This is a genomic window from Devosia sp. LjRoot16 (genome assembly GCF_964252795.1).
In the GTDB taxonomy this organism is placed as follows: Bacteria; Pseudomonadota; Alphaproteobacteria; order Rhizobiales; family Devosiaceae; genus Devosia_A.
This window is the reverse complement of the sequence record NZ_CAXUPH020000005.1, coordinates 144,820-167,500: the sequence shown is the minus strand read 5'-3', so window position 1 is coordinate 167,500 and position 22,681 is coordinate 144,820. Positions and strand designations below refer to the sequence as shown.

16 protein-coding genes are annotated in these 22,681 nt (G+C 66.0%); 5 read left to right on the top strand and 11 right to left on the bottom strand.

The features are described 5' to 3' along the window. Window positions 1–384: 384 nt before the first annotated feature. Window positions 385–2,349, top strand: coding sequence for a M23 family metallopeptidase (locus tag ACSQ23_RS22170; RefSeq protein WP_436091938.1), 1,965 nt, complete (start codon window positions 385–387; stop codon window positions 2,347–2,349). A gap of 124 nt (window positions 2,350–2,473) precedes the next feature. On the opposite strand, the gene ACSQ23_RS22165 is transcribed toward ACSQ23_RS22170, so the two are convergent. From ACSQ23_RS22165 to cls, 5 genes are all read right to left on the bottom strand, one after another. Next, entirely contained in the window at window positions 2,474–3,982 is a 1,509-nt protein-coding gene (locus tag ACSQ23_RS22165) for a DHA2 family efflux MFS transporter permease subunit (RefSeq protein WP_056003244.1), read from the bottom strand. A 29-nt stretch (window positions 3,983–4,011) separates the two neighbouring features. Beyond that, a complete protein-coding gene (locus ACSQ23_RS22160) occupies window positions 4,012–4,356 on the bottom strand; it encodes a VOC family protein (protein WP_436091937.1) in 345 nt (114 codons plus the stop codon). A 74-nt stretch (window positions 4,357–4,430) separates the two neighbouring features. After that, window positions 4,431–5,906, bottom strand: coding sequence for an alpha/beta hydrolase (locus ACSQ23_RS22155; RefSeq protein WP_436091936.1), 1,476 nt, complete (start codon window positions 5,904–5,906; stop codon window positions 4,431–4,433). Next, window positions 5,903–7,540: an alpha/beta hydrolase gene (locus ACSQ23_RS22150; RefSeq protein WP_436092155.1), complete on the bottom strand. Its 1,638-nt coding sequence runs from the start codon at window positions 7,538–7,540 to the stop codon at window positions 5,903–5,905. Before ACSQ23_RS22150 ends, ACSQ23_RS22155 begins: the two co-directional genes overlap by 4 nt. 166 nt (window positions 7,541–7,706) lie before the next feature. After that, window positions 7,707–9,143 (bottom strand): cardiolipin synthase, encoded by a 1,437-nt coding sequence (cls, locus tag ACSQ23_RS22145; RefSeq protein WP_436091935.1) that lies wholly within the window; start codon window positions 9,141–9,143, stop codon window positions 7,707–7,709. 180 nt (window positions 9,144–9,323) lie between these two features. On the opposite strand from cls, the gene ACSQ23_RS22140 reads away from it, so the two are divergent. Then, window positions 9,324–10,853 (top strand): alpha/beta hydrolase, encoded by a 1,530-nt coding sequence (locus ACSQ23_RS22140; protein WP_436091934.1) that lies wholly within the window; start codon window positions 9,324–9,326, stop codon window positions 10,851–10,853. A 278-nt stretch (window positions 10,854–11,131) separates the two neighbouring features. On the opposite strand, the gene clpB is transcribed toward ACSQ23_RS22140, so the two are convergent. Continuing rightward, complete coding sequence (clpB, locus tag ACSQ23_RS22135; protein ID WP_436091933.1) at window positions 11,132–13,753, bottom strand: ATP-dependent chaperone ClpB; 2,622 nt, start codon at window positions 13,751–13,753, stop codon at window positions 11,132–11,134. 251 nt (window positions 13,754–14,004) lie between these two features. Between clpB and ACSQ23_RS22130 the strand changes: the two genes are divergently transcribed. Continuing rightward, on the top strand, window positions 14,005–14,751 hold the full coding sequence (locus ACSQ23_RS22130) for a DUF6058 family natural product biosynthesis protein (RefSeq protein ID WP_436091932.1): 747 nt from the start codon (window positions 14,005–14,007) through the stop codon (window positions 14,749–14,751). 54 nt (window positions 14,752–14,805) lie between these two features. Here the strand turns inward: ACSQ23_RS22130 and ACSQ23_RS22125 are convergent, their stop codons facing one another. The 5 genes from ACSQ23_RS22125 to ACSQ23_RS22105 all read right to left on the bottom strand — a co-directional run bounded on the left by ACSQ23_RS22125 (window position 14,806) and on the right by ACSQ23_RS22105 (window position 21,327). After that, on the bottom strand, window positions 14,806–15,468 hold the full coding sequence (locus ACSQ23_RS22125; RefSeq protein WP_436091931.1) for a DUF4167 domain-containing protein: 663 nt from the start codon (window positions 15,466–15,468) through the stop codon (window positions 14,806–14,808). Window positions 15,469–15,782: 314 nt separating this feature from the next. Then, complete coding sequence (gene prmC / locus ACSQ23_RS22120; protein ID WP_436091930.1) at window positions 15,783–16,634, bottom strand: peptide chain release factor N(5)-glutamine methyltransferase; 852 nt, start codon at window positions 16,632–16,634, stop codon at window positions 15,783–15,785. Between the two features lie 8 nt (window positions 16,635–16,642). Beyond that, window positions 16,643–17,719 carry a peptide chain release factor 1 gene (gene prfA, locus ACSQ23_RS22115; RefSeq protein WP_055886280.1) on the bottom strand — a complete coding sequence of 359 codons (1,077 nt, stop codon included), beginning with the start codon at window positions 17,717–17,719 and terminating at the stop codon, window positions 16,643–16,645. Between the two features lie 6 nt (window positions 17,720–17,725). Then, complete coding sequence (gene ptsP, locus ACSQ23_RS22110; RefSeq protein WP_055886283.1) at window positions 17,726–19,990, bottom strand: phosphoenolpyruvate--protein phosphotransferase; 2,265 nt, start codon at window positions 19,988–19,990, stop codon at window positions 17,726–17,728. Window positions 19,991–20,055: 65 nt separating this feature from the next. After that, window positions 20,056–21,327 (bottom strand): aspartate kinase, encoded by a 1,272-nt coding sequence (locus tag ACSQ23_RS22105; protein WP_055886287.1) that lies wholly within the window; start codon window positions 21,325–21,327, stop codon window positions 20,056–20,058. A gap of 133 nt (window positions 21,328–21,460) precedes the next feature. On the opposite strand from ACSQ23_RS22105, the gene ACSQ23_RS22100 reads away from it, so the two are divergent. Both ACSQ23_RS22100 and ubiG read left to right on the top strand, forming a co-directional pair. Next, window positions 21,461–21,838: a nuclear transport factor 2 family protein gene (locus ACSQ23_RS22100; protein WP_436091929.1), complete on the top strand. Its 378-nt coding sequence runs from the start codon at window positions 21,461–21,463 to the stop codon at window positions 21,836–21,838. Window positions 21,839–21,883: 45 nt separating this feature from the next. After that, a complete protein-coding gene (gene ubiG / locus ACSQ23_RS22095) occupies window positions 21,884–22,630 on the top strand; it encodes a bifunctional 2-polyprenyl-6-hydroxyphenol methylase/3-demethylubiquinol 3-O-methyltransferase UbiG (RefSeq protein WP_436092154.1) in 747 nt (248 codons plus the stop codon). Window positions 22,631–22,681: the final 51 nt, after the last annotated feature.

The window sequence follows — 22,681 nt, the reverse complement described above, 5'->3', positions numbered from 1 at the left end:
CGCGGACATCCGTCCGACGAGCCGTCCAATCCGTCTGCGCGGTTGTATAGCACGCGCGCGCGAGGACTGTCATCTGGTGTTCGCAATCCATGAGTTCAAGGGGGCCCCAAAGGCTGTCCTGGCCCTGTGGAAATCTCCCCCTGGGCAGGAATCGGCGGGCGATTTTCCTTTCCGGATCGTCGGCGCCGATGACTGGCCCCGGCGATTTGTCCGGTGCACATCCCTCCCCGCCGCGCCCCCGGACCGGCCGAGGCCTAGTTTTGCCGCATTGTCCTCGCACCAAGGCGACGGCCAGTGACCAGTGAGTTGACTCGCGCCCGAGCGCGCGGCACTGCTTCTGGCCAGGGGTAAGGTGCTTCGGCGCCAGGCAGCAGGCGAACAGGGTTGAACCCAGCACAACGCAATCGCACCGCCGCGCTTCTCAAGGCGAGCGGCTTCGAGGACGGTCCGGCCCTTACGGTGCAATCCACCGACGGCGAGATTCCGCACGGGCGCGAACTGAGTTTCGCCTGGCTGACCGGCACGGTGATGACCGGGCTCACCTCGGTGCTGCTGATGGGTGCGGCGCTCTATGTGTCGTTCGAAGGCCAGGACACGTTCTCCACCGCCTACGAGGCGCTGCAGCTGATCACCAAGACCGACGAGGCAACGGTCGACTCGCAGGTGAAGGGCGATCGCGTGCGCCCGGTGGCCAAGACCCGGTCCGAGCTCGAGATCGTCGAAGCTTCGATCCGTGAGACCGTCGATGGCCGCTCGCTGATCAGCAAGAAGCCGTTCGTGCGCGTCCGCGCCACGCTGGCCACAGCCGCGACCGCGCTCTCCAACGATATTCCCGATTACGATCCGGTGGCGATGATCGATGCCAGCCAGCCGGTGGTCGCCGATGGCGACGATGTGGCCAATCCCGAGATCTACGGCGCCGAAGTCGAAGGCGAAGTGCAGATCAAGACGGCCGCCCTGCCCGCCAGCTTCGTTCCGGCCCCGGCCATCTCCGACAAGAGCGCTTCCGACTTCGTGCGCGCGACAGTGGAGAACCTGTTTGCCGAAGGCGGCGGCGAGGGCGAAGTGGCACTCGCCTACGCGCAGCCCGATACCGGCGTGCGCGACCTGGGCGTCGTGACCGATGGCGGGCTCTCGGGTGTCGCCGAAAATGTGTCGATCCTGCCCAAGACCAAGCTGGCCGAAGACGCCGGGCTCGGTCGCTCCGAGCGCGTCGTCACCATTCGCGAGACTGGTGCACTGAAAGAGCCGCTGCTCAAGAACGGCTTCGACAACCAGACCTACGACATGATCTCGGCGACGCTGAAGAATGTGCTGTCGTCGGCGAACGTGCCGAGTGGGGCGCGCCTGCGCATCCTGATGGGGCCGGCCCGCAATTCGCAGACCCTGATCCCGCACCGGCTCAGCATCTACTTCCCCGACCCCAAGACCGGTGAGATCAAGCATGCGGCGACCGCCGCACTGACCGACCGCGGCAGCTATGTGCTCGGACTCGAGCCGCCCAAGATCGAGTTCCCGGAAGAAGACACCGAGGAAATCAACGTCAACAACCTGCCCTCGGTCTACCGCTCGATCTGGGAGACGGCGCGCAAGCACGACATCGACGACGCCATCACCTCGCGTATCGTCGCCATGTTCGCCTACGATATCGACCTGACCAAGCGCATCAGCGCCGGCGACTCGATCGAAATTCTCGAGACCGAGAAGGATGCCACCGGCCACCAGGACCTGCTTTATGTGGCGCTGAAGCTCGGCACCACGACGCGCGAGCTGTTCCGCTTCCGCACCGACGACGGCACGGTGGATTTCTACGATCCGGATGGCGAGACCGGAAAGCGCTTCCTCACCCGCCGGCCGCTGCAGGGCGGCGGTCGCCTCGCCAGCCGCTTCGGCAATCGCGTGCATCCGATCTTCAAGTCCCGCCGCATGCATACCGGCGTCGACCTCGCGTCCAAGACCGGCACGCCGATCTATGCCTCGGGCGACGGTATGGTCGAGAAGGCAGGATGGGCCTCCGGCTATGGCAAGAAGGTCGAGATCAAGCATGTGAACGGCTTCGAGACCGGCTACGGCCACATGAGCCGCATCGCTGACGGAATGAAGCCGGGGGTGCGCGTCCGCCAGGGCCAGATCATCGGCTATGTCGGCTCGACCGGTAACTCAACCGGCCCGCATCTGCACTTCGAGATCAAGGTCAACGGCCGCTTCGTCGACCCCCTGAGCGTGAAGCTGCCGCGCGACAAGTCGCTCTCGGCGCAGTACGAGGGCAATTTCGAGCAGACCATCTCGCAGATCCGCGATCTGATGAAGCGCGACGCCGCCCCGATGACGGTTGCGGCGCTGAACTAGCAGCGCCTTCCCATATACAGGGACGTCATTCCCGCGCCCCGCGGGAATGTCCGCTTCTGAGCGGGCCCGGGCAGACGAAACGGCGCCCCGCCGTCGCGCCGGGAAGGCCCGGCAGTCGCGGCGCCTACGGGGCTTTCTTCCGCAGCTTGTTCTCCTGGGTGAACCAGGCGATCACCGCCGACAACAGCGCGAGGCCCGCATTGCTGTAGGCGATGGCGGCGAAGGCGGCGTTATTGGCGCCCTGCCGTGCCGTTTCCGCATCGGCGGCGAGCGGCGCATCGGGCTGCATGCCGAAAAATAGCGACAGCTCGGCAAAGCCGCCGAGCGAACGCTCGAACACGAAGGCCGCAACGCCGCCCATGAGCGCCACCGCGAGCAGGCCCGCAACGCGCGCCACCGCGTTGTTGACGCCCGAGGCGAGCCCGGTGTCGCGATCTTCGACCGAAGTCATCACCGCCGTCGAGAGCGGCGACACCACCGCGCTCATCCCCAGCCCCATCAGGATGGTGAGCGGCAAGACGCCAAGCCAGACATTCTGCAGCGGCGCCAGCAAGCCGAGGAGCGCAAACGCGATGGCGACGATGACGGCGCCCAGCGTGATCATCGGCCCGGGTCCGACCTTATCGGAGAGCCGGCCGGCATAAGGCGACAGCACGGTGAGCGCGATGCCGAACGGCAGGAAGGCGATCGACACTTCCGCGGCGGTCACGCCCCAGCCACCGATCAGCGTCATTGGCAGGAAGAAAGTCACCGCCGAGAGCGCGAAATAGAGCGCGAAGGTCAGCCCCTGCGCGCCGGAAAAGGCGACATTCTTGAAGTGGTAGAGCGGCAGCATCGGCGCCTTGCTGCGCGCCTCCCACCAGAGGAAAGCGATGAGCGCCACGAGACCGATGCCGCAATAGACCAGCACATGGCTCATGACCGGCGCATTGCCGCCGGTGCCGGTGAGCCCCAGCGCGATGAGCAGCAGCGCCACGGTGATCAACGCCCCGCCGACCAGGTCGAGCCGCCGGCCCGCCTCAGGCTGGTCGGCCGGCACCTTGAGGAACAGCAGCGCCAGCGCGATGCCGCCGAGCGGCAGGTTGATGGCGAATACCAGCCGCCAGCTCCAATCACCCATGGTGGTGAGCACGAACCCGCCGATCACCGGGCCCAGAATCGTGGTGAGCGAGGAGAATGCCGACCACAGCCCGATGGCTTTGCCGCGCTCCTCGCGCGGATAGGCCTTGGCGATGATGGCGAGACTGCCCGGCACCATCAACGCCGCGCCCAGCCCCTGCACGGCGCGGGCAATGATCAGGAAAGTGGGGTTGGGCGCCACGGCGCAGACCAGCGACGCCAGGACGAACAGCACGATGCCGAGCGCGAAGACATTCCGCAGCCCGAACCGATCCCCCGCCGCGCCGCCAATCAGCAGCAGCGAGGCGAGGAACAGCATGTAGGCGTTGGAGATCCACTGCGCGTCGGCGAGGCTGGCGCCGAGATCGGCCCGGATCGCCGGAGTGGCGATGGACAGCACCGAGCCGTCGATAAAGCCCATCGAGGACGCAAGGATCGCCGCCACCAGCACATAGATGCGGTTCTCGGCCGGGCAGAAGCTGGCCGGCGCGGCACTCGATTTGACGTCGTTCATCCCCGGCTCCCCTTATCCAGATGCCGAGCCTACGCCTTCTCGATCCACACCGCGAGTTCGTTGCCGCCGGGTTCGCGGAAGTGAAAGCGCCGTCCACCGGGAAAATCGAACGCCGGTTTGGTGATCACTCCGCCGGCCTCCAGCACTTCGCGCTCGGCCAGTTCCAGGTCCTCGGTGCGGATCACCGCCAAAGGCTTCTCGGTCCGCCCCTCGCCCCCGTCGATGCCGGCATCGATGCCCGCATCATTGATCGCCTCGTAGGACGGACCGTAGCTGGTGAAGCTCCAGCCGAAGGCGTCGGCGAAAAAGCGGTGGCTCTGCTGCGTGCTGCTGGAGGGAAATTCGAGGTAATCGATCTGGTAGCGTTGCTTCATCATCGTAATTCCAGTTGTTCCCTTTTTGTTCCTATCGCATCCCGGACCCATAGGCAATTATTCTGGAGCAGAACTTACTGCGGCCGCCGCGCGATCATCTCGAGCAGCACCGGATAGACCAGCTCCGTCCGGGCGCCCGGCATGCGTGGATCGACCAGGTCGTGCGGCAACAGGTCGGAGCGCGGCAGCACCTCGAGATCCACCGCCCTGCCCTTGGCGCGCCATGCTGCCACCAGCTGGCGCGCCAGCGCATTGTTGACGGCGAAATCGGCGTCGTTCAGCAGCATGCCGAGCCCCGCAGCCTGCGGTGGCGCCTGCTGCGCGGCAGACTCCAGCACCTCGCCGAGCCGCATGAACTGCGCCAGCGCGTGGGTCGGGATGCGCGGATAGGAGTGCTCCATCCCCGGCGCCCCCTCCGGCTCGAGCGGATTCCACAGGAGCATCATATTGGGCATCCGGAGCAGCAGGTTGGCCGCGGCGCGGTTGGCCCAGGGCGGCACGAAATGCGGCCCGAGGAACGGCGAGACGGCGACGGTGTGCGCGACATCGGCCCGATACTGCGCCGCCCAGGCGGTCATCGCACCGCCGGCCGACATGCCGACCACAGTGACCTCGTCCCCCAGCCCGCGGGCCAGGTCGATCGCCGCGTCGGTCCTCTCGACCATCTGCTCGGCGCTGAGCCCGGTGAGCGCCAGCGTCATCTGGTCGGCCTCGCCATGGCCGGGCCAGCGCGGCACGTAGACATTGTAGCCCGCCTCGAACAGCTGCCGCGCCAGTTCGTCCGCCTGCAGCGGGCAATTGGTGAGGCCGTGCAGGTAGACCACGGCCTTGGCGACGCGGGTGCCATGGGTGAAAAGGCGCGAGCCGCACTCCGGATGGAGCGGCAGTTTCGCCTCCTCCGCCGCGATTGCCGCGAACGCTGTCGCCGCGACCTCGTAGTCCGCAGCCGGATTGTTCATCGGGCGGTTCCCGCCGAGCGCCCCGGCATCGAGCGGCAGTTGCGTGAGCCAGGCGAAAGCGCCGCCGAGCAGCAGCACGATCGCCGTCAGTGTGATGGCTCCCGCTTTCAGCAGCCACGGCACCGGCTGCCACGCCGGCGCCGGCGGATAGACCCGGCCCAACAGCAGCGCTGCGATCACCCCGACTCCGGCCATGATCACCATCGCAACGAAGCCGGTGGTGAGGATGGTCAGCGCTGCGAGCTCGAGGATGCCGAAGCTGCGCACGCCAAGAGTCGCGACATCGACTGGCTCCCCCTGCCCGAACTCCGCGATCGCCAGCACTACCGGATAGGAACAGAGCCCGACCAGCGCCCCGGCAAACGCCGCCCGCACCAGCGACAACCGGCGCGGCCAGCCGATGAGCAGCCACCAGACGATTGCCGCCACGACGAAGCTGCCGAGGAACGGCGCCACCCAACTGGTATCGGCCTGCACCACGCCGGCGGGACCAGCGACAGCAAGCCCGGTCACCGGCGCGGCCGCGATCGCGCCAATCCCGAAGATCGCGCCGGCAACCGGCGTCCACCACCAGTTGCCGGCTCGGCTCATTTGCTCACTGCCGATTGGTCGGCGATACGGGCGAAGCGCTCGACCATCGCCGCCTTGAGGCTGGCGATCGCTTGATCGTCCCAGCCCGACGGCTCGATCAGGGCCCGCCAGGCATCGATGTAATCGGCTGGCGCATAGTCGTGGCCATGCCCCGGCGGCGGCTCGAGCGCCAGCGCCATGTCCATGCCGAGCTGCAGGAATGTGACGACCGGATACCAGTTGAGGATCGGCGAAACGTCCGGCCCGCGTTCGCCCTTCAGCCAGTCCGGCTCGCGATGCAGCGACGTGTAGCTGAAGAACACGATCGGATCGCTGGCATGCTGCAGGAAGGCGATGCGCATCGGCCCCCACGGCACCCCGGGAACATCGAGACCGCCACCCTGGTTGGTGAAGCGGATGGTGGTCTGGTTGCCGAATTTCGGCAGCCACTCGGGCGTGCCCGCCTGCCGGTTGCTGGTGGCCCAGCGCCAGATGCCGCTGGTAAAGGGCGGGCCAACCCACAGCGCCCCCTGGAACGGATCCTGCAGCACATCGAAGAACTGCGTCGAGGCCTGCGAGGCGTGGGCGCCGAGGCTGAGGCCGTTGAGATAGAGTTTCGGTCGCTTGTCGTGCGGCAGCTTGGTCCAGTAGCCATAGACCACGTTGAAAAGCGCCTGCGCTGCCTCGGTGCCGTATTCCGGCTCGACCACCAGCGACAGCGGGCTGAGAAGGTACGAGTATTGCAGCGACACCGAAGCGATGTCGCCCGCCATCAGGTATTCGAGCGTATCCATGCCGGCCGGATCGACCCAGCCGGTGCCAACCGGCGTCACGATCAGCAGCACCGAGCGATCGAAGGCGCCGATCCGCAGCATCTCCTCCAGCGCCAGCCGCGCCCGCGCCTCAGTGGTTTCGGCTGAACGGAGCCCAACCGAAACCCGCAATGGCTCGAGCGCCGGGCGACCGATCACCGCTTCGATCTCGGTCTTGCTCGGCCCGGAATCGGCATAGATGCGCCCGTCGCGCCCGATCGTGCTCCACTCGATCAGCGATTGGGCACTGCCCGATCTCAGCGAATCGGTCGGCGGCGTGCCGAACTGGCCCGCAACACCGTCGAGCTGGAGGAAGAACGCATCGGCGGCGCGCAGCGCCCCGCGCAGCAATACGCCGTTGAACAGCGTGGTCGCGAGGATGCCGACGACAACCAGGCTCCCCACCAGCGCAACGCGCTGCGGCACGTAGCGCACCAGCCAGCGCGAGAAGAAGCCGACCCCGTATGCAAGGAGCTTGCCGGTGTAGATGAGGATGGCCGCCGGCAGCAGCGCGATCAACAGGACTGAGATCGGCAGGCCCGCTTCGACCGGCTGCATGCCCATGATCTGGCGCACCGAGTTCTGCCAGCCGGTGGTCTGGTAGAGGCAGGCGGCCATCAGCACGAGGCAGCCGGCGGTCACGGCGATCTTCAGCCAGTGGGTGTATTTCGACACCGGGAGTTTGAGGCCCATGTAGCTCCACAACCACTCGAGCGCGACGCCGATACCGTAGCCGATGCCGAAGGCACAGCCCGACAGCAATCCCTGGATCAGCGCTTCACGCGGCAGCAGCGACGGCGTCAGCGCCAGCGAGAACAGGATCGAGCCGACCACCAGCCCCATCTCGGAGAAGCCATCGAGCAGCCGCTTCAAGGACGCCGGTACCTGCACATCACGCCTCCTGCCGCCGCCCGGTCGCCCGGGTCATGGCTCTCGCTGAACTTGCCGCTGCGCTACCGCCAACCGATCAACATTGGGCCCGCAATTTAGTACGATTGCCGGTGACTGCTCAGAGCACCGGCCCAAGCATCGCCACGGTATTGTTCCAGATCCGCCGCGTGCCGCCCCATGCTTCCACTTCCGCGGCATGCACCAGCACAGACGCCTCGATATAGCTCTGCTGGCGTTGCCGCAGCGCCGCGGTGAGCGCTGTGTCGGCGATCAGCATGTTGTTCTCGAAGTTCAATTCGAAACTGCGCCGGTCCATATTGGCCGAGCCAATCAGCGCCAGCTCGCCATCGACCGTGATGGTCTTGGAATGTAACAGCCCGCCCCGGTATTCGCGGATGATCACGCCGGCCTCGAGCAGCTCGGCGTAATAGCTGTGGCTGGCGGCTGCCACGACCCAGGAATCGTTGCGCTCGGGCACGATGAAGGTGGTCTCGACGCCGCGATAGGCGCTGGCGCAGAGCGCCGCCTGGATGGTTTCGTCGGGCACGTAGTAAGGCGTGGTGATTACCAGCTCGCGCCGCGCCGCATTCATCACCGAAACGAAGATTTCCGGCATCGCCGAGGGGCGGACGGTGGCGCCGGTGCCGATCACCTGGGCAACGAAGCCGGGCGCGGCTGGCGGCAGCGGGCGCTGCAGCAACTGGGTCAGGTCGTCCTCGCCATGCCCCATCCAGTCCGACGCGAACAAATGCTGGTTCTGCCGGGCAATCGGTCCTTCGAGCCGCACCATCACATCGACCCATGGCGCGAACTTCGCCTTGGGGGCGAAGGCGGCATCGGCGCAGTTCTGGCTACCGCAATAGGTGACGGCATTGTCGACGACGACGATCTTCCTGTGGTTGCGCATATCGAGCCGCCCCCAGATCGCGCCGATCAGCGGGTTGCCGATCGGCATGGCGCGGGCAAGCTGTACGCCGGCCGCCTGCATGGCGCGCCAGTGCTCGGAGCGGATCATCGTGCGCGAGCCGACATCGTCGGCCATCGCCCGGCAGGCGACGCCGCGCAGCGCCGCCCGCTGCAGCGCTGCGACGATCTTGAGCCCATTGGTGTCGGGCAGCCAGATATAGAACAACAGGTGCACGTGGTCGGTGGCAGTGTCGATATCGGCGACCATCGCCTCGATCGCCGCGTCCGAACTCTCGAGCAGTTGCGCCCTGTTGCCGGCAACCGGCGGATAGCCACTGACCGAAGTGCCGGCGCGAAACAGCGGCAGTGTCCCCTCCGGCAGTTGCGCCTCGACACCGGGCGTGCCGAACGGTGGTGGCAGCGTCTCGAAGGCCTTACGAAGCCGTGCGGTGCGGGTGCGTCCGATATTGGTTTCGCCCACCAGCACATAAGCGATCATCCCGACCAATGGCGCGATGACGATGATCATCACCCAGGCGAGACGCGACACCGGTTCGCGATAGGGCCTGAGCAAGGCGCGGCCGACGAAGAACAGCTGCAGGCCGATTTCCAGCGCCAGCAGCAGCAACGCGACCGTCGATCCCTCCATGCGCCTGCCCCCTTGCTCACCACCTCACGGAGACAATGGAATGATCAAGCTCAGAAAGTCGACAGGTGAGCTGCCGCAGTCGACTAAAATCGTCGTCAATCGGCATTAGGCAAGTTTAGACGGCCCCGCTGATACTGTGCTTTTGTAGTTCGGCCAGCCAATGAGGGGTCGCAGCAAGCAATGAGCGAGCAACATCGCCGTACGCCTCCGCCGCGCCATGGCGGCTGGGCCGTCATCGCCGGCCTCGCCTTCGCCATCGTCGCGCTGCTGTCGGTGCCGCTTTCCGGCGTCGCCATCAACGAGCTCGTGGCCAGCCCGCAAGGCAGCGTCAGCTGGCTGACCCTGTTCGTCGGCGTCGGGCTGACCGGCGCAGTGTTCTGGTGGCTGCTGCTGATCCGGCCGCGCCGCTACACCCTGTTGCGTGGCGCCATCGCCGGCGTGCTGGTGGCGTTCTTTTCCTATCCGGTGGTGCTGACACTGGCCGATCTGCTGCGCCGCGGCAGCCTCGATCCCGAGACCTATGCCAGTCGCGGCAACAACCTGCTGCTGCGCACCATCATCACCCAGCTGACCACCGGCTTTGCCTCGACGCTGGCGCTCGCCTTCGTCGGCATCGTGCTGGTGCTGGCATTGCACCGCCGGCATCCGGAGACGATTCCGCAGCGCGACCGGCGTGGCTTCTGGCGCAGCGTGCCCAAGCTGGCGGCAGGCCTCGCCTTGTTCCTGGTGGTTGCACTGGTCGGCGCCTTCGCGGTGCTGACACTGCTGCCACTCGATACCGAGAGCCTCAGGGCCAACGCCGCAGCGAGCACCCCGGCCACCAGCTACGACGAAGCGGTGGCGAAAGTCGAAGCGGTGCGGGCCGAGGAAAAACAGCTGCCGCTCAATCCGCGCTGCCTTTCGAACCTCCTGACACACGGCCGCAAGGTCGAGCGTGTCGTGGTGTTCTTCCACGGCCTGACCAACTGCCCGGCGCAGGCCGAACAGCTCGGCACCAAGCTCTTCGCGCTCGGCTACAATGTCTACCTGCCGCGCATCCCGCAGCATGGCGACGCCGACCAGATGAGCCTGGTGCTCGCCAATCTGACGGCTGAAGAGCTGGTCGCCGTCGGCAACCAGGCGACTGACATCGCCCAAGGCCTCGGCGACGAGGTAGTCGTCACTGGACTATCGGCCGGCGGCATTATTGCCGGCTGGATCGGCCAGCATCGCGCCGATGCCGACCAGTCGATCGCCATCGCGCCGTTCCTCAGCCCCAACCTGGTGCCCGGCTGGGCCAACCACGCAGCAACCGCCCTGTTGCTCAACGCCCCCAACGCCATGGTGTGGTGGGACCCGGCGACCCGCGACAACCCACCGGGCATGACCTACGCCTATCCGCGCTACGCCACCCACGGCCTGGCGCAGGCGCTCCGCCTCAGCATCGCACTGATGGACACCGCCGCCGCGAAAGCCCCGCTGTCGCCGGGGCTGGGCATGCTGATCAACGAGGCCGATGACGCGGTGAGCAAGGCCAAGATCGAGGAGTTGGTGCTCCACTGGCAGGACCACGGCGCCGAGGTGAACGTCGTGCGGCTGCCGCTGGCGCTGGAGCTCGGGCACGACCTGATCGACCCGCACCAGCCCACCGGCGATCCGGATCTCGTCTACCAGGTGATGGTCGACATGATGAACGGGGTGACGCCGGCGGTTCCCGAGAATGTTCAGTAGGTAGAGCGTTGCACGATTGGGCTGCGCCGGCGATCGTGGGTGGCGCGACTCTTGCCCCAGACACCGGCTGTCATCCCAGCGAAAGCTGGGACCCATTTCGCCACCCGCGCGACAGGGGAGTTGGGTCCCAGCTTTCGCTGGGATGACACCGTAGGCGGGGTGATTGCAGTGGGTCAGCAGGTTCAGGACCGAGCCCAACTGCCGTGCCGGTGCGGTGAAAGTGCCAAAAGCCCACCACCCAATGAGAAAGGGCCGGTCACTGGACCGGCCCTCATGCGTTACGCCGCGGCGTCGATTCCCGGCGCTTCGGCGGCGCCGCTGCCGAGCCGCAGTCCGCGCTCGCCGGCATCGATCACCACGCTCTGCCCGTCGCTGACCCGGCCCGCGAGGATTTCCTCGGCCAACCGGTCCTGCACTTCGCGCTGGATCACCCGCTTCAGCGGGCGGGCGCCATAGGCGGGGTCATAGCCTTCATTGGCCAGCCACTCGCGGGCCGCCTCGGTGAGCTCGAGCGAGATGTCGCGCTCCTTGAGCAGCCCACGCAGGCGCCCGAGTTGGATGTCGACGATCGCCCCCATATGGTCGCGCTGCAAGCGGTGGAAGACGATGATGTCGTCGATCCGGTTGAGGAATTCCGGCCGGAACGAGGCCTTCACCACATCCAGCACCTTGCCGCGCACCAGTTCGACCGATTCGCCGTCCTTGAGGTTGACCAGATACTCCGACCCCAGGTTGGAGGTCATGATGATCAGCGTGTTGCGGAAATCCACCGTCCGCCCCTGCCCGTCGGTCAGTCGCCCATCGTCGAGCACCTGCAGCAGGATGTTGAAGACATCCGGATGCGCCTTCTCGATCTCGTCGAACAACACGACCTGGTAGGGCCGGCGGCGCACCGCCTCGGTCAGTACCCCGCCCTCGTCATAGCCGACATAGCCCGGAGGGGCGCCGATCAGCCGGGCGACCGAGTGCTTTTCCATGAACTCGCTCATGTCGAGCCGCACCAGCGCATGTTCGTCGTCGAACAGGAACTGCGCGAGGCTCTTGGTGAGCTCGGTCTTGCCGACGCCGGTTGGCCCGAGGAACATGAACGAGCCGATCGGCCGGTTCGGATCCTGCAGGCCCGCCCGGGCGCGTCGCACGGCCTTCGCCACGGCTTCGACGGCCTCGGCCTGGCCGATAACCCGCTTGCCGAGTTCCTTCTCCATGCCGAGCAGCTTTTCGCGCTCGCCTTCGAGCATGCGGTCCACCGGGATGCCGGTCCAGCGGCTGACGACGCCGGCGATGTGGCTGGGCATCACCACTTCCTCGACCATCGGGTTATCGGGCTTGCCGTCGCCATTCGGATCGTCGGCCGACTTGATACGCTTTTCGAGATCGGGGATGACGCCATAGGCCAGCTCGCCCGCTTTCGCGAGGTTGCCGGTGCGCTGCGCCAGCTCGAGATCGGTGCGCGCCTTGTCGAGCTCTTCCTTGAGCTTCTGGCTCCCCTGCATCCGCTCCTTCTCGGCCTGCCAGCGCGCTGAGAGCGTATTGGCCTGCTCCTCGAGGTCGGCGAGCTCCTGCTCGAGGCGCCCAAGCCGGGTCTTCGAGCCCTCGTCGGTCTCCTTCTTCAGCGCCTCGCGCTCGATCTTCAGCTGCATGATGCGGCGATCAAGTTCGTCGAGCTCTTCGGGCTTCGACTCGGCCGCCATACGCAGCCGCGCCGCTGCCTCGTCGATCAGGTCGATCGCCTTGTCCGGCAGGAACCGATCGGCAATGTAGCGCTTCGACAGGGTCGAGGCGGCAACGATGGCCGAATCCGAAATCCGGATGCCGTGGTGCAGCTCGTACTTTTCCTTGAGGCCGCGGAGGATCGAGATCGTATCCTCGACCGTCGGCTCATCGACGAATACCGGCTGGAAACGACGGGCCAAAGCCGCGTCCTTTTCGACGTGCTTGCGATACTCGTCGAGCGTCGTCGCGCCGACACAGTGGAGTTCACCGCGGGCGAGAGCCGGCTTCAAAAGGTTCGAGGCGTCCATGGCGCCGTCGGTCTTGCCCGCGCCGACCAGCGTGTGCATCTCGTCGATGAACAGGATGATCTGCCCATCGGCCGACGAGATCTCGTTGAGCACGGCCTTCAGCCGCTCCTCGAACTCGCCGCGATATTTCGCGCCGGCGATCAGCGCGCCCATGTCGAGCGACAGCAGCGACTTGTTCTTCAGCGATTCCGGCACGTCGCCGTTGACGATGCGGATAGCGAGGCCCTCGACGATGGCGGTCTTGCCGACGCCAGGCTCGCCGATCAGCACCGGGTTGTTCTTGGTGCGGCGGGACAGCACCTGCACAGTGCGGCGTATCTCCTCGTCGCGGCCGATCACCGGATCGATCTTGCCCTCGCGGGCCGCCTCGGTGAGGTCGCGGGCATATTTCTTCAGCGCGTCATAGCTGTTCTCGGCCGAAGCGGAATCGGCGGTGCGCCCCTTGCGTATCTCGTTGATCGCCTCGTTCAGCCCCTGCGGCGTGACGCCGGCCGAAGCGAGGATCTTGCCCGCATCGGTATCCTTCTCGACCGTCAGGGCGAGCAGCAGCCGTTCGACCGTGACGAAGGAATCGCCAGCCTTCTGCGCCGCACTCTCGGCGGTCTCGAAGACGCGCGCCAACTCACGGCTCAGATAGAGCTGGCCGGCATCGCCGGAGACCTTCGGGATTTTCTTGAGGGCAGCCTCGGTCTCGGCCCGCGCGATCCGGGCGTCGCCGCCGGCTTTGGTAATCAGCCCCGCGGCCATCCCCTCGTCGTCGTCGAGCAGCACCTTCAGCAGGTGGAGCGGCGCGAATTGCTGGTGACCTTGGCCAAGCGCCAGCTGCTGCGCATTCTGGATGAAGCCGCGCGCGCGCTCGGTGTGTTTCTCGATATTCATTCAACTCTCCTCGTCTGGCACGTCGGATCGCCCTGAATGAGGCACGTATCCAACGCCTGAAGCGTTGATTTGGCTCAAACGAAACCGTTGGAGGATCGATCAAACCAGATCAAGACCCGAGGCCCGCTCAGCGGCGCTCCCTGGTCTCGACGCTGATATGGGGAGCCTTTCGATTGAGAAAAGAGCCAACCCACGTTGCTGCAGCAAATGTCGCTGCTAGACTGCTCGAAAGCTTCGAGGAGGCCACGCCCATGTCAGCCGTCGCAACCCTGCAGAGCTATGTCGAACGGCATTTCGTCGAGCTGGCGGAACTCGCTGACCGCGCCGGTGCCGACATGGCCACCGTTGCAGGCCTTGTCGCCGCCGGCGCCGCACCAGAGCCGAGCTACCGGATCTGGCCCAACGGCGCCTTCTCGAGCCCGATCGGCGGGGCCCATGGCGGCGAGCCCCAGGGCCTCCCGACCGACTGGTATGCCCCCGCCGCCGTCTGGTGGATCCGCCGGGCCCTCGGCATGAGCTTGGCGCCAGCCGAGATCGCCCAGCGCTTTGCCGCCGATTTCGTTGTAGAGTTCGTCACGCAGCTCAGCGCCCTGTCCGATGGGCAGCTGGCTTACCCCGATGTCTATGTCGGTGGTGTGCTGTCTCGAGACGCAGCCGCAGCGCTGGCCGCAGCCGAATGGGCCGACTGGATCAATGGCGGCTACGGCGTGTGCCTCCGGCACTGGAGCGCTGCCGATGCGATCGCCAAGATGCTGCAGCGCGGCCGCATCATCGCCCTGACCAATGGCGCAACCCGCGAAACGCTTAGCCCATCCGACCGGCTGGCATTGCTTGAGGCGCTGGAGCGGCTCGAAGCCGTGATACTGCCGTTTGCGCCGCACCAGCGCCCGAGCGGTACGCCCGGCTTGTGGATCGACCGCATCCTCAAGCGCTACGGCCTTGGCCGTCCGACCGGCGACGCCCCAGCAGAGCCGGCGACGTTACGGCTCTGTGCCTGACAAAAAAGGCCGGGATCGCTCCCGGCCTTATGTCTTTCCAAGGCGTTCTTCGACCTATTCTGCCGGTGTATTTCCGGCCGTGAGGAAGGCCGGCAACTCGCCGACGTCAGGCTGCGGGGCGCCGGCGGGATCGGCCCCGCCTTCACCGCCCTGCCCGCGCGACCGGCGACGCGGCCGGCGATCGCGGCGGCGCGGCTCGCCATCGGCCGGCGGCGCCTCGCCTTCGGCGGCAGCCGGCGGCGCGGCGGCGACAGCGGTCTCGACCACGGCCATCACCACCGGCTCACTGCCGGGGATCGGCTGCTGCTGCGGTTGCTGCTGCTGGTCGTGCTGCTGCGGCTGCTGGTTGAACTGGCGCGGCTCGGGCGACGCGAACCGATCGTTGATCGGCGCGAAATCGTCGTCGTAATCGTCCTCGTCCGCCTGCTGACCGAACTGGTCGCGCTGCTGGTTCTGTGGCTGCGCGGCCGACAGGATGCGGAAATAGTGCTCTGCGTGCTGCAGATAGTTTTCAGCCATGACGCTGTCGCCGGAGGACTGAGCGTCGCGGGCGAGCTGCAGGTATTTCTCGGCGATGTGCGAGGCGTTGCCGCGCACCTTCACGTCCGGGCCGTTGCTCTCGTAGTTACGGCTCAACGGGTTGCCGTGTTTACGGCCACCATTGTTGTTCCGACCACGGGAGCGGTTCTTGTTGTTCTGTTGGTTGTTAGGTCTCATCGTCTCTTTTCAAGCCTTGGAAAAGAATACTGAAGGCAACATGGGGACATCGGCACCGGGGGCCGCAGGCGCAATATCCAGCGCGGGCGGTCTCGTTCCAGCAGTACCTGAGCTATCGCGTGTTGAACCACTTTTTGCTCATCAAGGCGTCTCGGTTCCTCGTCCGAGAATCGAACACTGCCAAATGCAGCTTCGCCGATGAGCGGGTGGCCGTCACCTTGGCGCGATCTCGACCGCACCGTTGACAGCACCCGGAACCTATCTGGTTCGCCCTGCCTTTCCAAGCACAAAATATGGGCGGCCCTAACGGATACTCAAGAGGCAGCGTTGAGACGGGCCACCACCATGCGATCGAGCCCCGCCAGATCAGGCGCCACTTCGACCTCGGCAAAGCCGGCGCCAACGAAGATATCGCTGACCGTGTGGCCCTGGCCGGAGCCGATCTCGAGCAGCAGCACACCCTCGGCCGCAAGGAACAATCCGGCCTCGGCGGCGATCGCCCGGTAGGCCGCGAGCCCATCCGGCCCGCCATCGAGCGCCAGCCGCGGATCGTGCTCGCGCACCTCGGGCATCAACCCGGCAATGACCCCGCTCTCGATATAGGGCGGGTTCGAAGTGATGAGGTCGAAGCGTTCGCCCGGCTCGAGCGGATCGAACCACGAGCCTTTGAGCGTGGTGAAGCGGCTGCCCACGCCATGCCGGTTGGCATTGAAGCGCGCCATCTCCAGCGCCTCGGCCGAGAGATCGACGGCCACCGCGGTGACATCGGAATACTCGGTCAGCAGCGAAATCGGGATGCAGCCGGTGCCGGTGCCCAGATCAAGGATGCGCGGCCTGTCGAGCGCCCCGATCACCTCGAGCCCGCGCTCGACCAGGAGCTCGGTCTCGGGGCGCGGCACCAGGGTCGCCGCGTTGAGCTTGAAGCTCAGCCCCCAGAACTCCTTCTCGCCGAGAATGCGCACCACCGGCTCGCCCTTGAGGCGGCGCGCGGCAAAGGCCTCGAGCGTCTTCAGCTGCTTTGCCGGGACCGCCTCGCGCTCGCGATTGACCAGTTCCAGCCGGTCCATCTCGAAGGCCGCTTCAGCAAACAGCCGGGCATCCAGTTCCGCCGTGTCGATGCCGGCTTTCCGGAACAGGTCGCGTATCCCCCGCCATGCTGCGCCCACGCTGAGTGTCAGGAAATCCCCTCCATGGCGGCGAGCTGCGCCGCCTGGTTTTCGGTGATCAGCGCCGAGATCAGCTCCTCGAGCGCATCGCCGGCAATCACCTTGTCGAGTTTGTAGAGCGTCAGGTTGATCCGGTGATCGGTGACCCGTCCCTGCGGGAAATTATAGGTCCGGATGCGTTCCGACCGATCGCCCGAACCGACCTGCTCCTTGCGCGCTTCCGACCGCGCCGTGTCGCGGGCGTTGCGCTGCTCTTCATAGAGCCGCGCCTGCAACACCTTCATGGCGGTGGCGCGGTTTTGATGTTGGCTCTTCTGGCTGGCGGTGACCACGATGCCCGACGGCAGGTGGGTGATGCGCACCGCCGAGTCGGTGGTGTTGACGTGCTGGCCGCCGGCGCCGGACGAGCGCATGGTGTCGATGCGGATATCCTCGGCCTTGATGTCGATGTCGATCTCTTCGACTTCCGGCAGCACCGCGACAGTCGCAGCGGACGTGTGGATGCGCCCCTGCGTTTCCGTCGCCGGCACGCGCTGCACCCGGTGCACGCCGCTCTCGTATTTCAGCTTGGCGTAGACGCCCTTGCCGGTGATGTTGGCGACCACTTCCTTGTAGCCGCCGACTTCGCCCGGGCTTTCTTCCAGGAGGCTGAACTTCCAGCCCTGGAGGTCCGCGTAGCGCTGGTACATCCGCAACAGGTCGCCGGCGAACAGCGCCGCTTCATCGCCGCCGGTACCGCCGCGCACTTCGAGGATGACGCTTCTCTCGTCGGCGGCATCCTTGGGCAGTAAGAGGATGCGGATCTCGGCCACCGCCTGCTCGATCCTGGGCTTCAGCTCGCCGATCTCGGCGGCCGCCATCTCGGCCATTTCCTTGTCACCCGACCCGGCCAGTTCCTCCGCCGATTCGAGATCGGCGAGCAGCTTCTGGTAGGCCTGGATCGGCCGCACCACCGGCTCGAGCTCGGCATATTCCTTGCTCAGTTTGACGAACTGCTCGGCTGACGGTCCCGACGACAAAGCCGCCTCGATCGAATCAAAGCGCTTGGTCAGCGCGTCGAGCTTGTCCTGCGGAAGCGTAGCCATGAAAACCTAGATCACCAGCCCCTGCCGGCCGGCCCAGTCGAGCAGCAGCTCGCGGATACTGGGGCCATGCGCGCCTTCGAGCAGGGCGGCAGAGATGGAATTGCGAATGGGCGTGAGTTCGGTGCCAAGGATCATCTCCTTGATCGGACCGATGGAAGGCGGGCTCATCGAGAGCTTGGTCATGCCGATCGAGAGCAGCGCCAGCGCTTCGACGGTGCGGCCGGCAAGTTCGCCGCACATGGTCAGCGGCACGTTGTAGCGCCGCGCCATGTCGACGATGTGCTTGAGCGCCCTGAGCCGCGGCAGCGCGATCGGATCGTACGACTTGGCGACGCGCTTGTTGCCGCGGTCGGCGGCGGTGAGGAACATCACCAGGTCGTTGGAACCGATCGAGACGAAATCCGCCTCGGGCAGCACCTGGTCGAGCTCCCAGAGCAACGACGGCACCTCGATCATCGCGCCGAGCTCCAGCTTGCTCGGCACCGTCTGGCCGGCATGCTTCATGCGCTCGAGTTCCTTGTTGACCACCAGCCGGGTCTGCCGGAACTCCCAGGCATCGGTGACCATGGGCACGAGGATCTTCATCGGCCCGCCATTGGCGGCCTGCAGCAGGGCGCGGATCTGGATGCGCAACAGCCCTTGCCGGTCGAGCGCCAGGCGCAGCGAGCGGAACCCCATGGCCGGGTTCTCCTCGGCCTCGTAGCGCAGGTACGGGATCACCTTGTCGCCGCCAATATCGAGCAGGCGGAAGACGATGGGCTTCCCCTCGGTGAGCCGGATCGCCTCGGCATACAGTTCGACCTGCTCCCTCAACCGGGGGAGCCGCGAGGCGATCATGAACTGGAGTTCGGTGCGGAACAGCCCGACGCCCGAGGCACCGGTATCCTGCAGCATCGGCAGGTCGGCGACGATGCCCGAGTTGTGCAGCAGCGTGATCTCGTGACCATCCCTGGTGATGGCCGGCTTGTCCTTGAGTTCGAGGTAATGCGCCCGGCGCTTGGCCCCCAGCCGCACCTTGTCGACATAGACCTGGATCATGTCCGGGGTCGGCCGCAGGTACACCGTGCCCTGCTGCCCATCGACGATGATGTCGTCACCCGTCTCCGACATCGAGACGATGTTCTCAGCCTGCCCGACCGCCACGAGGCCCAGCGACTTGGCGACGATCGCCACATGCGAGATGGCGGCGCCCTCCTCCAGCACCACCGCCCTGAGCCGGGTCCGGTCATACTCGAGCAGATCCGCCGGCCCCATGTTGCGGGCGACGAGGATGGCGTTCTCGGGCAGGTCCTTCTTGCCGGTGGCGCCGTCGCCGGTGAGCACGCGCAGCAGCCGGTTGGCGAGATCGTCGAGGTCGTGCAGCCGATCCTTGATGTAAGGGTCGGTCGACCGCATCATCCGGGCGCGGGTATCGTTCTGCACCCGCTCCACCGCCGCCTCGGCGGTGAGGCCGTTATTGATCGCCTCGGTCAGCCGGTCGACCCAGCCGCGATCGTTGGCGAACATCCGGTAGCTCTCGAGGATCTCGCGGTGATCCGAGAACGACTGCATGTCGCCATGGCTGAGCATCTGGTCGATCGAGACCCGCATCCGGTCGAGCGCAGCCGACAGGCGCTTCAGCTCGACCTCGGTATCCTCGGCGACGAAATTGGTGACGACGACACGCGGGTCGTGCAGCACGACCTTGCCCAGCGCCACCCCGTCGGTGAAGCCGTTGCCGGCGAACTGCCGCGGCCGCCTGAGGTCGATATCCTGGCCCGGCTTGATCAGCGCGTCGAAATCGGCGGTCGACATCATCTCGGCGAGCAAGGTCGCCGTGGTCAGCATCGCCTCGATCTCGTCTTCGCCATAGGCATGCGAATCGCGGTTCTGCACCACCAGTACGCCCAGCGTCTGGCCGGCGCGCAGCACGGGCACGCCGAGAAAGGCCTGGAACGGATCTTCGCCGGTTTCCGGGCGGTAGGCGAAGGCCGGGTGCGCCGGAGCGTTGTCGAGGCTGAGCGGCTCGGCCTGCGCCGCGATCAGGCCGACGAGGCCCTCGCCCAGCCGCAGCGTCGTCATGTGCACGGCGGTGGCGGCGAGGCCGCGGGTGGCGAACAGCTCCAGCGCGCCGTCGTCACGCAGCACGTAGAACGAACAGACGTCCGCGTGCATGTTGTCGGCGATGAGACTGACGATCTTGTCGAGCCGAGCCTGCGAAGCCAGCGGCTCCGCCATGGTTTCGCGCAACTGCTTCAGGAGCACGCGCGGCCCGCTGATCGCTATGGCCATAGTTCCCGCCCGGCGGCCCGGCGCCGCCCTATCGCCAGCGGCGCCGTGACCGGGGTCTAGGCGTCTCAGGCGTCCTGCTTGTCCAACCCGTAATACGTATGGAGCGCGCGAACCGCAAGTTCGGCATACTCGTCATCGATCAGCACTGAGGTCTTGATTTCCGAAGTGGTGATCAGCTGGATGTTGATCGACTTGTCGGCCAGCGCCTTGAACATCGAGGCGGCAACGCCCGCATGGTTGCGCATGCCCACCCCCACCACCGAGACCTTGGCGCCGCCCTTGGCGCTGGTCAGCGTGCGATACTCGAAGCGCCCGGCCTCGCCGGCAGCCTTCAGCGCCTTGACCGCCTTGTCGTGCTCGGCATCGGGCACGGTGAAGGTGATGTCGGTGGTCGAGCCATCCTCGGAAACGTTCTGGACGATCATGTCGACGACAATGGATTCGTCACTGAGCGCGCCGAAGATCGCCGCGGCAACGCCCGGCCGGTCCTTGACGTCGCGCAGCGTGATCTTGGATTCGGCCCGTGCCAGGGTAACGCCCGAAACGATCTGCTTTTCCATGATCTCTTCCTCATCGCATACGATTGTGCCGGGAACCCCCGGCGTGCCGTCCGGCGCGATCTGTGGCGCATTCGGATCGTCGAAAGTGGAACGGACGGTGAGGCGCACCTTATGCGCCATCGCCATCTCGACCGAGCGGATCATCAGCACCTTGGCGCCGAGCGAGGCCATCTCCAGCATCTCTTCGAACGAGATCTTGGAAAGCCGCTTGGCCTTGGGGGTGATGCGCGGGTCGGTGGTGTAGACCCCATCGACATCGGTGTAGATGTCGCAGCGATCGGCCTTCACCGCGGCGGCGACGGCCACCGCACTGGTATCGGAACCGCCACGGCCCAGCGTCGTCACCCGGCCCGACGGCGCAACACCCTGGAAGCCGGTAATCACCGGCACCACGCCATCGGCGAAGCGCTTTTCGAGTTCGGTCGGATCGATCTCGACGATGCGGGCGGCGCCATGCGCGTCGTCGGTCTTGATCGGCACCTGCCAGCCCTGGAACGAGCGCGACGGGATGCCCATCTCGCTCAGCACCACCGCCATCAGCCCGGCCGTCACCTGCTCGCCCGAGGCGACCACGGCGTCATACTCGCGCGCATCGTGGAGTTTTGAGGCGTCGTTGACCCAGCCGACCAGCTCGTTGGTTTTACCCGACATGGCCGAGACCACCACGGCGACCTGGTTGCCGGCGTCGACTTCACGCTTCACATGCAGCGCCGCCTGACGGATGCGCTCGACCGAGGCGACCGAGGTGCCGCCGAACTTGACTACGATACGGCCCAAGGCCCCTACCCCGACTGTTGCCCGGCTGAACCCGCCGGTACGCTCAGAATTCGGCCGGGGACATGCCACAAACAGCCGGGGTTATCAACTGCGGGGACGTCACCTATAGCTAGGCAGGCTGGAGGCCGAACCGATGACTATCGAGATTGCTCGGCAGGCGCTGGAGACGATCAGTCGGCGCATGCGCGACAGGGACCCGGCAATTGCAGACCTTTTTGTGCCCCATGCGCTGCTTGTTGGCTCCGGGATGGGCGAAATCGCCCGTGGCCGGGCGGCCATCGCCGCACTGTTCGCCGGCATCCACGCAAGGGATTACACGGTTTCATGGGATTTTCCTGAGCTCGACAGCCGTGGCGACGCGGCACGCGTCTGGCTGTTCGCCGAAGGTCATGCGGTAATAGCCCGGGCCGGCGGTTTGGACCGCCTGCCCTATCGACTTGCCGCCGTCCTCGTCGCCGAGGGTGATGATTGGTGCTGGGAGCTGTTCCACGGCTCTGAGCCGGGGCACTAGCCTGCGCCGAAGCGTCCCCTTGCGGCCGGTGCCTGAGCGACGGATATATCTGACATGACCGACACCACCATCAATCCCGAAGAGATCGCCAAGTTTGCCGCCATGGCCGACGAGTGGTGGGACCCCAAGGGTAAGTTCAAGCCGCTGCACAAATTCAACCCGGTGCGGCTGGGCTATGTGCGCGACAAGGTGATCGCCCATTTCGGCAAGGACAGCACGGTGCGCCGCCCGCTCGAGGGCGTGCGCATCCTCGATATCGGTTGCGGCGGCGGGCTATTGAGCGAACCGTTGGCCCGGCTCGGGGCGACGATGGTGGGGATCGATGCCGGCGAAAAGAACATCCGCATCGCGGAACTGCACGCCCAGCAGTCGGGGCTAGAGATCGACTATCGCGCCGTGACGGCGGAGGCGCTCGATGCCTCGGGCGAGCGGTTCGATGTGGTGCTGAACATGGAAGTGGTGGAGCACGTCGACAATGTGCCGCTCTACATGAAGAGCTGTGCGAGCCTCGTAAGACCCGGCGGGCTGATGTTTACCGCCACCATCAACCGCACGCCGCGCGCCTATGCGCTGGCGATCGTCGGGGCCGAGTATGTGCTCGGCTGGCTGCCCAGGGGCACCCACGATTTCTCAAAATTCCTGACGCCGGATGAGATCTCGACGCTCTGCACCCGCAATGGCCTGAAGACCATCGACAAGACCGGCGTGGTGTTCCATCCGCTGGCCGACGAATGGCGGCCGAGCCGCGATCTGGGCGTCAACTACATGGTGCTGGCGGCAAAGCCCGCCTGAAGCGCCTGGAGCGTTTTCAGGAAAAGTTGCAGACTTTTCCTCCTCGGACTT